Genomic DNA, 13026 nt, shown 5'->3' on the forward strand with positions numbered 1-13026 from the left:
TGGCAACTGACAATGAACAGCTTTGAGATCATCGCAGACCGGGTCAACCTGGTCAGGGAATCCCTGAGAGAACTGGAACTGGATGCCTTCATCGTCCCCCATGATGACGAACATCTGGGTGAGTACATTCCGGCCGAGGCCGAGCGTCTCGCCTGGGTGACCGGCTTTACCGGCTCGGCCGGGCTGGCCGTGCTGCTCATCGAACGGGCCGCCCTGTTCATCGATGGCCGTTATACCGTGCAGGCCCGCCTGCAAGCTCCCGGCGAGATCTTCGAATACCACCACCTGATCGACACCCCGCACTTGGTGTGGCTGGCCGACCAGCTTGAGCGCGGCGCCAAGGTTGGCTTCGATCCGCGCCTGCACAGCCTCAACTGGTACCGCGAAGCCGACGCCCTGCTGCGCGAGCGTGGCATCGAGCTGGTTCAGGTAACCGACAATCCGATCGATCGCCACTGGAGTGATCGTCCGGCACCGAGCAAGGCCCCGGTGATCCTCTATGGTGAGGAGCTGACGGGAATGTCGAGCACCGCCAAGCGCGAGCAGATCGCCGCCGATCTGCGCCGCCGCGGCCTCGACGCCGCCCTGCTGACCCAAGCCGAATCGATCAACTGGCTGCTCAACCTGCGTGGCCGCGACGTGGAGCGGCTGCCGGTGGTGCTTGGCTTTGCCGTGCTCTATGCCAACAGCACCCTCGACTTCTTCGTCGACAGCGACAAGCTGGAGTGCTTCCCCTTCACCCAGCACGTGGGCAACGACGTCTCGCTGCACCCCATAGACAACCTGGGCGAGGTGCTGACCCGCCTCGGCGAGGATGGCCTGAAGGTACAGGCCGATCCGGCCACCGCCAACGCCTGGTGCCAGCTCACCATGGAGCAGGCCGGCGCCACCTTGGTGGCAGGACAAGACCCGACCCTGCGCCTCAAGGCGTGCAAGAACGAGGTGGAGCTGGCCGGCATGCGTGCCGCCCACCAGCGCGACGCGGTGGCCATGGTGCGCTTCCTGGCCTGGCTGGATCGGCTGGTCGAAAGCGGTGAGACCGCCGGTGTCGACGAGGGCACCCTGGCCGATCGGCTCGAATCTTTCCGCAAGGCGAGCGATCTCTACGTCGAGCCGAGCTTTGACACCATCTCGGCGCTGGGGCCCAATGCCGCCATGTGCCACTACCACCACAGCAACGGGGTGCCGCGCCCCTTCGGCCAAGATGGTATCTATCTGGTCGACTCCGGCGGCCAGTACCTCGACGGCACCACCGACATCACCCGCACCGTCTGTGTCGGCGAGGTGGACGAAGAGCAGAAGGCGATGTTCACCCGCGTGATGCAGGGCCACATCGCGCTCGATCAGGCCCGCTTCCCGCGTGGCACCGCCGGCATCCAGCTCGACGTACTGGCCCGCATGCCCTTGTGGCGCGCCGGTTTCAACTACGACCACGGCACCGGCCATGGCGTGGGTCACTTCCTCAGCGTGCACGAAGGGCCGCAGCGCATCGCTCCCAAGGGGAGCATGGAGCCGCTGCAACCGGGCATGGTGCTCTCCAACGAACCCGGCTACTACCGCGAGAACGCCTTCGGCATCCGCTGTGAAAACCTGGTGGTGGTGAGCGAGAGCGATGAGCAAGGGGAAGTGCCCATGCTGCGCTTCGAGCGGCTGACCTATGTGCCGTTCGATACCCGCCTCATCGACCGCGCCCTGCTGAGCCCGGATGAGTTCCGCTGGATCAACGAATACCACGCCGAGGTGCGCCGCCGTCTGGCCCCCCAGCTCGACGGCGCGGATCTCGCCTGGCTCGAGCAGGCCACGGCACTGCTGTAACCTGAGACGGGGCCGCTGGGCCCCGTTTCGTTTTCTGAGACTCCAGCTTGCCCTGGCTGGCTTGCATCGGCATACTCCCCCACCCCGGCCAATGTGCGGCCATCCCATTCGTCGGCGCGGCCTCGCCGCGCTATCCCAGAAGGAGACGCCATGACCCCATCCCCCCTTATCCGCCTCGCCCGCCATACCGACCTCGATGCCATCTGGCAGATCGAGTCGAGCGTCTTCGGCGATCCCATCTATCCCGCCTTTTTCTTTCGTCAGGCCCTGGATCTGTGGCCCGAGTTGCTGCTGGTGATAGAGCAGGACGAGCGTCTGCTCGGTTATGTGCTGGGCGGCCTTGGCCAGGATAGGGAACTCGGTTGGGTGCTCTCATTGGCGGTGCAGCCCGAGGCCCGCGGTCAGGGTCTGGCGCAGCGCCTGCTGGAAGAGCTGGAGTGGCAACTGCGCAAGCAGGGGATGCAACGCGCCCGCCTCACCGTCGACCCCAGCAACCCGGCCAATCGCCTCTACCAGCGGCTGGGCTACCAGTTGGTGGCGGTCGAGGCCGAATACTTCGGGCCGGGCGAGCCGCGCAATGTGCTGGAAAAGGCCCTGCATTTCACCCTCGAACAGGGCCAGCCGGCTATCCGCGCCTAAACAAGGGGTAACAGATAGGGTGTTTCACTCGAACACGGGCGGAGCTACAGTTAAGTCGCGCTCATGTTCGACGGATTCACTGATGGAGGCATCCATGCTGAACAAGAAAGTTACCCTCCTGGCCATGCTGGTCGCCACCCTGAGCGGGTGTGCCAACAGCGACATCTACTCTGGTGACGTCTACACCTCGGATCGTGCCAAGCAGGTTCAGACCGTCACCTATGGCACCATCCAGGCGGTGCGCCCGGTCAAGATCCAGGCCGATGACAATGGCCTCATCGGCACTGTCGGTGGTGGTGTGGTCGGCGGCCTGCTCGGCAGCACGATCGGCGGCGGCACCGGTCGCAGCCTGGCCGCTGCCGGTGGCGCCATTGCCGGTGCGGTCGCGGGCAAGGCCATCAACGACAAGGTCAACCAGGTTGACGGCGTCGAGCTGGAGATCCGCAAGGACACCGGCGAGGTCATCGCCGTGGTGCAAAAGGCCAACCCGAGCTTCCAGCCGGGCGCCAAGGTGCGCATGAGTCAGGGCAACGGCAAGGTGAACGTCGCCGTGGTGAACTGACCCACAACGAGGCTCCGCAAGGAGCCTCGTTGCTTTATGGCGTCGGTGAACGGTTCAGGTTGACGCCACAAGGCCAGAGTCGGGATACTCCCTGCAACAAGGAGGTGTCCATGCTGGAACAGAGCTGGCTCAGTGTCGGTGAAGAGACAGAACAGGGGCGATTGTTTATTTGCCTGCATACGGCGTATCAAACGACGGAGGCCGAACTGAGGGCCCTGCTGGATGCGTCCCCCTGGTCGCGCTGGAAGCCCCGCCCTGAAGGGATTCAACAAAGCCTGGCACGCCTGCAATTTTTACTCGAACACCACGAACCGCCAGGGGTTCTCGACCGCTTCTGGATAGCCTCCCGCCTCGATGCCGAACTGAAGATCCGCATCGACAAAGACAAGATGACCGCCTATGCCCAGATCCGCTGCGACTGGGGTGGCGAGCCCATCACCCAGGCCCGGCTACACGGCGCCATGCAAGCCGCCGGCGTCACCACGGGTCTCTCTCCCCAACTCGAGCAACAGGCGCTGCTCGCCGCCCGCCAGGCCCCGCCCGGCCACGAGCTGCTGCTGCCCATCGCCGAAGGACGTCCCCCCCGCCATGGCAGCGACGGCTTTCTAGAGCCGCTGGTCGAAACCTTGGCCGAACGGGTACTGCGCCCCCGTGAGCTGGACAATGGCCGAGTTGATCTGCGCGATCTCGGCACATTGGCCACGGTTCAGGCTGACACACCACTGCTGCGCCGCCACCCAGCCACCGCCGGTGAGCCCGGCGTCGATGTCCATGGCCACGTGATCCCCGCCAAACCGGGGAAAGAGGTGACCATGACGGCAGGCGAAGGCACTGTGCTGGCCGACGATACCACCCTGCTACTGGCCCAGCGCGCTGGGATGCCTCGCCACCAGCCTGGCGGCATGGCGGTCGATGACCTGCTCACCTTGAAGAACGTCGATGCCAAGCACGGCCATGTGGAGTTCAACGGCAGTCTGGTGATCAGTGGCGACGTGCAGCCTGGCATGCGGGTGCAGGCCGGTGGCGACATCGTCATCGGTGGCTTCGTCGAGGCTGCCAGCGTACGGGCGGGGGGCAATCTCACCATCAAGCATGGAGCCATCGGCCACCACAACCGCCAGGGGGAGCCCTTCAACTGCTGCCTGACGGCCGGCGGCAACCTGACCCTGGCCTTCGCCCAGTACGCCAGCCTGGAGGCCGAGCTGGATGTCCATATCCATAACCAGATCTCCCACTGCTACTGCCGGGCCGGCTACCACCTGCTGGTCGGCGATCCGGCGCTGCACAAGGGCACCCTGCTCGGTGGCCTCAACATTGCAGGCGAGAGCATCCAGGCGGCCATCATCGGCGCCCAGGCGGCCAATCAGACCACGTTGCAGGTGCTTGGCGGTGTCTTCGCGCTGCGCAGCCAAGAGCAGGAGCTGCTCTGCGAGAAGGAGGCCGCCCACCTCTGGTTCGATAAGGTGCATGAGGTGCTGCTCAAGCTGCTGCAACTGCCGCGCGAGCGCCGCGATCCGGCCCTGTTGCAGCGCCTCAAGTTGCAACGGGAGCAACACATGTCCACCCTGACGCGACTCGAAAGCGAGGTAGAGCGCTGCCGCGAGGAGCAACAGATGGCGCTGAGCCGCATGAAGGTCGTGGCGGCCCAGCACCTCTATGCCGGGGTGGAGGTCGAGCTCGGCCCCCTCTCCTGCCGCGTCGACAGCGAGCATGGGCCGGTGCAGATCCGGGTTCAGGAGGGGAAGGCTGTTGTGCTGCCGTGGAGCGCGCCGCGCACCGCACGCTGAGGTCGCATCACCCTGCACTTTTGAGTAGACTCTGGCCTCTTCTCAACCCCTTGCAGGTAGCCGTATGTACAAACTGATCGCTCTCGACATGGATGGGACTCTGCTCGGTCACGACCAGCAGATCTCGGCTCGCAATAAGGCCGCCATTGCTGCCGCCCGCCAGCAGGGGGTGACCGTGGTGCTCGCCTCAGGACGCCCGCTCGAGGGCATGACCCGCTACCTAGACGAGCTTGCGATGACCGGCGCCGATGACTACGTCATCTGCTACAACGGCACCCTGGTGCAGCGCGCCGCCGATCGCAGCGTGATCCGCAGCCAGGCGCTGCGTGGCCGCGATGCCTCCCGCGTCGCACAGTTGGCCCACCAGCTTGGCGTCAACGTGCACGCCTTCTCGCGCACTCTTGGCCTCATCACCCCGGCGCTCAATCACTACACCGAGCACGAGTCCCGCCTCAACGATCTGCCCATCACCCTGCTCGACTTCGCCGAGCTTGACCCGGAGGACGAGATCCTCAAGGTGATGCTGATCGACCCGCCCGAGCTGCTCACCCCGGCCATCGCCCAACTGCCAGCCTCGCTCTATCAGGATTACACCGTGGTACAGAGCGCCCCCTTCTTCCTCGAGATCATGAACCGCCACAGCCACAAGGGCGCCGGCGTCTCGGCACTGGCCGAGCACCTCGGTATCGAGCGCCAGCAGGTGATCTGCATGGGGGATGCCGGCAACGACAGCCACATGATCGAATATGCCGGCCTTGGCATCGCCATGGGCAATGCCACCGACGAGCTCAAGGCGCTGGCCGGCCACATCACCGCCAGCAATGACGAGGACGGGGTTGCCGTCGCCATCGAACGTTTCGTGCTTGGCGCCTGATCGGTAAAAACGATTCCCGTCACGCCGCCGAACATTGCCCGCCCGCCACACCTCCACCTAGGCTGCGGCGGGCTATCTTTTCCGCCGCCCGCCCCTAGAATGTCTGTTCATCGAGGCACAGAACAAGAAGGCTCATCATGATTGATCGCTCGCTCCCCCTGACCGACCTGCATCGCCACTTGGATGGCAACATCCGCGCCCAGACCATCCTAGAACTGGGTCGCCAGCACAACATCGCCCTGCCGGCCATGGATCTCGAGGCGCTACGCCCCCACGTGCAGATCGTCGAAAACGAACCGAGCCTGGTCGCCTTCCTGAAGAAACTGGACTGGGGGGTGGCGGTGCTGGCCGACTATGACGCCTGCCGCCGGGTGGCTTACGAGAATGCCGAGGATCTGCTGCGCGCCGGCATCGACTATGCCGAGCTGCGCTTCAGCCCCGCCTACATGGCCATGGCCCACCGCCTCGACCCGCAAGGGGTGGTGGAGGCGGTCATCGACGGCGTGCAGGCCGGCTGCCGCGACTTCGGTGTGCAGGCCAACCTCATCGGCATCATGAGCCGCACCTTCGGCACCGAGCAGTGCCGCCGCGAGCTGGAGGCCTGCCTGGCCCATGCCAGCCAGCTGGTCGCCATCGATCTGGCCGGCGATGAGCTGGGCTTCCCGGGTGAGCTGTTCACCGACCACTTTCGCCGGGTGCGCGACGCCGGTCTGCGCGTCACGGTTCACGCCGGTGAGGCCGCCGGCCCCGAAAGCATGTGGCAGGCGATCCGCGATCTCGGCGCCGAGCGTATCGGCCACGGGGTCAAGGCCATCGAGGATCCGCGCCTGATGGATTTCCTCGCCGAGCGCCGCATCGGCATCGAGTCCTGCCTCACTTCCAACGTGCAAACCAGCACGGTCGAGAACTTCGAGCGCCACCCGATCCGCCCCTTCCTCGCCCACGGCATCCTGGCCTGCCTCAACACCGACGATCCGGCGGTCGAGGGGATCGAGCTGCCCCATGAATATAACGTCGCCGCCCCGGCCGTTGGCCTCAGCGCCGCCGAGATCCGCCAGGCCCAGCGTAATGGCCTGACCCTGGCCTTCCTCGATGAGACCGAGAAGCGGGCAATTGCTGAGCGCTGCGCCGCCCGCCGCTGACCCTTCCCAGGCCCGTCTCATGCGGGCCTGTTTATTCCCCTCCCAGCCCGGCTCACACCGCCTCGATCCCCTGCTATTCGCGGGGTTGTATTGCTAATGAAAATAACTATCATTGCGAACCTCACCGGAGCGTGAGAATCAACAGATGCAGTTCAGGCAATAACAACAAGAGTCGACAACCCCATGCACCACCCCCATTGCAGCCCCTCTCTGGTGTGTCTGGCGCTGCTGGCCACCTGTGGCCCGGCGCTCGCCAGCGACGAGACCCTCGTCATCAACGGCAAACGCACCCAACACCCCGAAGTGGCCACCGCCACCCGCACTGCCACCCCAGCCAAGCTGGTGCCGCAAACCATCGACAGCGTCGCGGCCAGCGAGCTGACCGCCTTCGGCCAGAGCACCCTCAGCGAGTCGCTGGTCGGCATCCCCGGCGTCGATGCCAGCGGTGACACCCGCTTCGACGGCGTCACCATCCGTGGCTTCAGCGCCGGCAGCGATCTGTTCCTCGACGGCTTTCGTGACGACATGCAGTACACCCGCGATCTCGGTAACATAGAGCGGGTCGAGGTGCTCAAGGGGCCGGCCGCCGTGCTCTATGGCCGTGGCAGCAGCGGCGGCATCGTCAACCGCATCAGCAAGAAACCGCAGAAGGGACAGGTGTCGAGCGTGAGCGTGCGCGCCGGCAGCCACGACAGCCAGCGGCTGGCGGCAGACCTCAACGCCGAGGCCGGCGAGCAGGTGCAACTGCGCCTGAACGTGGCTCAGGAGGATGCCGACAGCTTCCGCCATGGCGTACATGGCAAGCGCACCCTGCTGGCGCCAGCGCTGAACTGGGATCTGAGCGAGCGGGCCAGCTGGCTGCTGCAATACGAGCGCAACGAGTACAAGCGCACCCCGGATCGCGGCATTCCCGGCGTCGATGGCCGCCCGGCCGAGGTGTCGCGCAAAGCGGTCTACAGCGATACCCGCCGCGACTACATCAACGATCTGGCCCAGTCGGCCCGCTCCCGTCTGAGCTGGGACATCAGCGATGCTTGGCAACTGCGCCACCAGCTGAGCCTCATCGATCTCGACAGCCAGTTCGACAACACCTATGTCACCGCCGTCAAGGGCGATCAGGTGACCCGTGCCCGCTGGCAGCAGGATCTGCACGCCCGCAACCTCGCCTCCAACCTAGAAGCCGAAGGCCAGCTACAAAGCGGCCCGCTGGCGCATCGGCTGCTCATCGGGGTCGAGCAGGGGTGGCAGGAGCGCACCCCCACGCTGTGGCAAAACGCCACCCCGATCCCGCCCGGCAACCTGTATGACTCGGCCAGCCTGCCGAGCCACGACGGCGCCATGAAGCTTGCCAGCGATGCCCGCCACCGGGTGCGCAGCCAGGCAGCTTACCTGCAAGATCAACTGAGTCTGGGCGACTGGCACCTGCTGGCCGGCCTGCGCTACGACCACTTCACCGTCACCAGCGAGCGCATTGACAAAGGCACCCAGCAGAGCGTGAGCGACGACAGCCTGAGCCCGCGCCTCGGTCTGGTGTGGAACCCCATTGAGGCACACGCACTCTACGCCTCCTACAGCAAGAGCTTTGCCCCGGCCGGCGGCGGCCTCATCGGCATCACCCCAGGCGATCCCAGCAACCACCTCGATCCCGAGCACACCCGCCAGTACGAGACCGGGGTGAAGAGCGACTGGTTCGACGGCCGCCTGGCCACCACCCTCTCGCTCTACCGCCTCGAGATGTACAACAAGCGCAGCAAGGATCCCGACGATCCGACCCGGGTGATCCTGACCGGCCTGCAACGCACCGACGGCATCGAGCTGAGCGCCCGCGCCCAGCTCAGCGACGAGATCTACCTGCGCGGCGGCCTCGCCCTGCAAGACGCCGAACAGGTCAAGGCCGAAGCGCGCTATCAAGGCAAGCGCCCGAGCAACGTGTCGCGCCACAACGGCGAACTGTTTGCAGGCTATCAGCAGGGCCAGCTCGGCTGGTTCGGTGAGAGCGGCGTCACTGCGGTTGGCAAACGCTATGCCGACAACGACAACAGCACAGTGCTACCCGGCTACGCCCGCATTGACGGCCGCGCCGGTTACCGCTGGCCCCACTGGGAGGCCCAGCTCGCCATGGAGAACCTGCTCGACAAGGAGTACTTCGTCAGTGCCACCAGCGCCGCGCAGATCATGCCGGGCAGCCCGCGCCAGGTGAACCTGAGCGCCACCTACCGCTTCTAATGAGAAGGAGATTGGGCCGGCCACGCCGGCCAATATCGCCATGAGACGCCGCCTTCCCCTGCACAACAACAAATGGGTGCGCCGCCTGCACGCCTGGGCCGGTCTACTGACCCTGACCCTGATGCTGCTCTATGGCCTGACCGGCCTGTGGCTGCAACATCGCGCCGTGCTCCCTCTGCCCGGCCCCCACACCGAACAGGGGAGCGAGACCCTGCCGCTGGCCGCCCCGCTGGCCGATGTGGATGCGCTGCGCACCCTGCTGCGCCAGCGCTACCCTCAGGCCGGCGAGGAGGGGCGCGTGCGCCTCACGCCGCCGCAGACCCTGCCAACCCCGGAGGGGAGCCTGACCCTGCCGGCCCGCTGGGAGCTGCGCATGCTGGACTTGCGCCACAGCCTGATGGCGACCTATGTGGCCGGCACCCTGGAGGTGCGGGTAGAGACCCAGCAGGCCAACTTGGCCGCCAGCCTCAACCGACTGCACCGGGGCATGGGCACCGGCCTCGGTTGGCAGCTCTTCGGCGATCTGGCCGCCCTCGCCCTGCTGCTGCTCGCCCTCACCAGCCTCTTCATGTGGACCAAGCTGCACGGCCCAGGTCGGGTCGGCGTCATCTTGCTACTGGCCGGGGCGAGCGGCACACTCCTGTTCGCCCTGTGGGGGTAACCCCCCAATGCAAAAGGAGCCCGTAGGCTCCTTTTTTTATGGTTAACCCGGCCCAAGAGGCGAGGTTGGCATGGGGGACGGCGCGCCTTATTGGCAGGTGGCCACCGGCGGGCGGTTCAGCAGGCGATCGCACAGGGCCGCCAGCAGCAGGGTGCCCAGAGAGGGGGGCAACCAGGCCAGCCCTTGCTCGCTCAGGGGCAGTGCAAGGCTCCAGCCCGGCAGCATGTCGGCCAGCGCCGAGGCCTTGAGGCCGTCGATGAGGCCAAACAGCAGGCTCACCAACATGACCGGCGCCACCACCCGGCTGCCGTTGTTCCACCAGCGCAGGGTGAAACTCAGCCCCACCAGCACGATGCAGGGGGGATAGATGGCAGTCAGTACCGGCACCGAGAGTTGGATCAGGTGGCTCAGGCCAAGGTTAGAGACCAGCATGGAGAAGCCCCCCAGCAGCAGCACCAGGGTGCGGTAGGAGAGCGGCAGGTACTGGGCGAAAAACTCGGCGCAGGCGCAGGTCAGGCCGACCGCCGTCACCAGACAGGCGATGAAGATAAGCAGGGCCAGAAAGCCGCTGCCCATGCCGCCGAAGGTGTGCTGCACATAAACGTGCAGGATCTCGGCGCCATTCTGGGCGTGGGGGGCCAGCTCGCCACTCACCGAGCCGAGGCGAAACAGGCTGAGGTAGACCAGGGTCAAGCCCACTCCGGCAATGAGACCAGCCAGTATGGTGTAGCGGGTCAGCAAGCCGGCGCTGCTCACCCCGCGCGAGCGGGCCGCGTTGACGATGACGATGCCAAATACCATGGCCCCCAAGGTGTCCATGGTGAGGTAGCCGTTGATGACACCGTTGGAGAGGGGCTGATGCTGGTAGCTCTCGATGGCGGGAATGGCCGAGCCGGCCGGCCACAACAGCACCGCGACACCGAGCGCGGCCAGCGCCAAGATCTTGATCGGCGCCAACACGTGGCCCACCGTGTCGAGCAGCCGGCCGGGGTAGAAGGAGATACCGATCACCAGAGCGAAGTAGACCAGGCTGTAGACCAGCAGGGCCGAGCCATCGTCACCGAACAGGGGCGCCAGCCCCACTTCATAAGAGACAGTCGCGGTGCGCGGGGTGGCAAATAGCGGCCCGACAGCCAGATAACAGACGGTGGCGAGCAGCAGCCCAGCCTTGCGACCGATGGGGGCGCTCAGGGCATCGATGCCGCCGCCGACCTTAGCCAGCGCCACCACGGTCAGCACCGGCAAGCCGACCGCGGTCAGCAGAAAGCCGAGCGCCGCACTCCATACCTGTTCGCCCGCCTGTAACCCCACCATGGGTGGGAAGATGATGTTGCCGGCCCCGACAAAGAGCGCGAAGGTCATGAAACCCAGCGCGACGATGTCCTTGGACGTTAAGCTTTGATTGTTCATGTTGCGTTGCCTGCCTGTGACCAGAGAAAACCACGGCAGAAGCCGGCCAGAATGGCGAATTCGGGCTGAGAATCTGCATGTGGCCTTATTTAATTTTTATGTTCCGCGAGTAGCGGAGGGGGCTAAGTAGAGCGTTTGTGCCGAAAAGAGGCAAGAGGCCCCCATCAATGCAGCCACTTCATCCAAAAATTAATTAAACACTGGAGTTTGATCTTAACGCCGCGCAATTTTGCAACAGATGATAATGATAAGGGCGCGCCATTCGCCCCCCTGTCGCGCTATGGCATAGCGTTAACAGCGCCGCTTGGCTGATCTAGGGATGCCGTGGTGCTGGCGATACGTGGCAGCCGACCCCAACGGCGGCCCACCTCATCCACAAGGGCACGCCCCGGTAGTATTGAAGGCCCAAGGCCCCCTGTGATGGTGTTGAAGGCCGGCGGCATCTTGCGAAAGCGCCATGCGGGCGCTATCGCTAGTTGCCAAGAGGGGATGAGGTTTTACTTCTGTCCCCTCGCTCACTAGACTGCGCTTCCCACAGACTGATCCGTGCGCCCCCATGACCTTTGAGCAACTCGACCTCTCCCCTGCCCTGCTGGCAGCCCTGCCCACCGCTCTTCAGCACCCGACCCAGGTGCAGCAGCTAGCCATCCCGGCCGTGCTGGCGGGACGGGATCTGCTGGCGCTGGCCCGCACCGGCAGCGGCAAGACGCTGGCCTTCGGCCTACCCTTGCTGGCGCGGCTCGATCCCGCCCAACCCTCGGTGCAGGGTGTGGTGCTGGTGCCGACCCGCGAACTGGCGGCCCAGGTGAGCGCCGCGCTGCAAGGGGGTGCCGATGCGCTGGGGGTGCAACTGGTCACCCTGTGCGGCGGCGTGGCGCAAGAGCAGCAACAGATCGCGCTGGCGCAAGGGCCCCAACTGCTGGTGGCAACGCCGGGGCGACTGCGCGATCTGCTGAGCCAGCAGATAGTGACGCTGGAGGTACTGCGCATGCTGGTGCTGGACGAGGCGGATCGTTTGCTGGAGATGGGCTTTTGGCCCGACATCCAAACCCTGCTTGGATTGATGCCAAAAGAGCGGCAGACCCTGCTCTTCTCAGCCACCCTGCCGGGCGAGCTGGAGAGCCTGGCTACCGGCCTGCTGAACGAGCCCGTGCGGGTCGACGCCGATCCGCGCAACAGCGTGGCCGACCACATCGAGGAGCACCTCTATCTGGTCAACAAGAGCAGCAAGGTGCCGGCGCTGATCGCTCTTTTAAAGGCACACCCATGGCCACAGGTGCTGGTCTTTATCAGCGCCAGGGACGACGCCGACAGCGTGGCCCGCAAGCTCGCCAAGGCCGGCATCGCGGTGGCGGCCCTGCACGGGGAGAAGGATCAGGGGGCGCGCGAGCAAGCGCTCGGGGACTTCAAGGGGGGCAAGGTGCGGGTACTGGTGGCCACCGATCTGATGGCGCGCGGCATCCACATCGAGGCGCTGCCGGTGGTGATCAATCTGGACTTGCCGGCCAATGCCCCTGTCTACGTGCACCGCCTCGGCCGTACCGCCCGCGCCGGGCGCAGCGGGCTGGCCCTCTCGCTCACCTGCCACGGCGAGGCCGAAACGCTGGCGGCGATCCGCTCCCTCACCGGCCGCCCTCTGCCGCTAGAGACCCTCGCCGACTTCCCGGTCACCGACCAACCCGCCAGCGGCGCCGGCAAACGCCCGCCCCGCGACAAGCAAGCCAACCGCCGCACCCAGGCCAAACGCAGCATCAAACAGTTCAAAGGCAGAGGCTAACGCTTTCTGTAGGTAAGAAATCAGAAACGAAATAGGGAAGCGAAACAGGGACACCCATCACCATAACGCCCCGCTACGCGGCTATTACAACGGGGGGGGCCCCGATTCTTCTTACCAAGAAGGAATTTAATAC

The 13026-nt window shown here is 65.4% G+C and carries 10 protein-coding genes; 9 read left to right on the forward strand and 1 reads right to left on the reverse strand.

The genetic code is table 11. From position 1 onward, the window contains the following. Nucleotides 1-12 precede the first annotated feature (12 nt). The 8 genes from FE240_RS16265 to FE240_RS16300 all read left to right on the forward strand — a co-directional run bounded on the left by FE240_RS16265 (nucleotide 13) and on the right by FE240_RS16300 (nucleotide 9706). The gene (locus FE240_RS16265; protein ID WP_193002420.1) at nucleotides 13-1815 is read left to right on the forward strand and encodes an aminopeptidase P family protein; all 1803 of its coding nucleotides are present in this window, start codon (nucleotides 13-15) and stop codon (nucleotides 1813-1815) included. Nucleotides 1816-1965: 150 nt separating this feature from the next. Then, complete coding sequence (locus FE240_RS16270; protein WP_193002422.1) at nucleotides 1966-2454, forward strand: GNAT family N-acetyltransferase; 489 nt, start codon at nucleotides 1966-1968, stop codon at nucleotides 2452-2454. Between the two features lie 94 nt (nucleotides 2455-2548). Beyond that, the gene (locus FE240_RS16275) at nucleotides 2549-3016 is read left to right on the forward strand and encodes an outer membrane lipoprotein (RefSeq protein ID WP_404800036.1); all 468 of its coding nucleotides are present in this window, start codon (nucleotides 2549-2551) and stop codon (nucleotides 3014-3016) included. Nucleotides 3017-3126: 110 nt separating this feature from the next. Further along, nucleotides 3127-4803, forward strand: a complete 1677-nt coding sequence (locus FE240_RS16280) for a DUF342 domain-containing protein (RefSeq protein ID WP_193002424.1) — start codon at nucleotides 3127-3129, stop codon at nucleotides 4801-4803. Between the two features lie 64 nt (nucleotides 4804-4867). Continuing rightward, the gene (gene yidA, locus FE240_RS16285; RefSeq protein WP_193002426.1) at nucleotides 4868-5677 is read left to right on the forward strand and encodes a sugar-phosphatase; all 810 of its coding nucleotides are present in this window, start codon (nucleotides 4868-4870) and stop codon (nucleotides 5675-5677) included. Nucleotides 5678-5814: 137 nt separating this feature from the next. Further along, nucleotides 5815-6819, forward strand: coding sequence for an adenosine deaminase (add, locus tag FE240_RS16290; protein ID WP_193002428.1), 1005 nt, complete (start codon nucleotides 5815-5817; stop codon nucleotides 6817-6819). A gap of 183 nt (nucleotides 6820-7002) precedes the next feature. Then, nucleotides 7003-9045 (forward strand): TonB-dependent receptor, encoded by a 2043-nt coding sequence (locus FE240_RS16295; protein WP_193002430.1) that lies wholly within the window; start codon nucleotides 7003-7005, stop codon nucleotides 9043-9045. Between the two features lie 40 nt (nucleotides 9046-9085). Further along, complete coding sequence (locus FE240_RS16300) at nucleotides 9086-9706, forward strand: PepSY-associated TM helix domain-containing protein (RefSeq protein WP_042045936.1); 621 nt, start codon at nucleotides 9086-9088, stop codon at nucleotides 9704-9706. An 87-nt stretch (nucleotides 9707-9793) separates the two neighbouring features. Here the strand turns inward: FE240_RS16300 and brnQ are convergent, their stop codons facing one another. Then, nucleotides 9794-11116 carry a branched-chain amino acid transport system II carrier protein gene (gene brnQ, locus FE240_RS16305; RefSeq protein ID WP_193002432.1) on the reverse strand — a complete coding sequence of 441 codons (1323 nt, stop codon included), beginning with the start codon at nucleotides 11114-11116 and terminating at the stop codon, nucleotides 9794-9796. A gap of 556 nt (nucleotides 11117-11672) precedes the next feature. Here brnQ and FE240_RS16310 point away from each other — a divergent pair. Beyond that, nucleotides 11673-12893, forward strand: a complete 1221-nt coding sequence (locus tag FE240_RS16310; RefSeq protein ID WP_193002434.1) for a DEAD/DEAH box helicase — start codon at nucleotides 11673-11675, stop codon at nucleotides 12891-12893. Nucleotides 12894-13026: the final 133 nt, after the last annotated feature.

The sequence above is a fragment of the Aeromonas simiae genome (assembly GCF_014892695.1).
GTDB lineage: Bacteria > Pseudomonadota > Gammaproteobacteria > Enterobacterales > Aeromonadaceae > Aeromonas > Aeromonas simiae.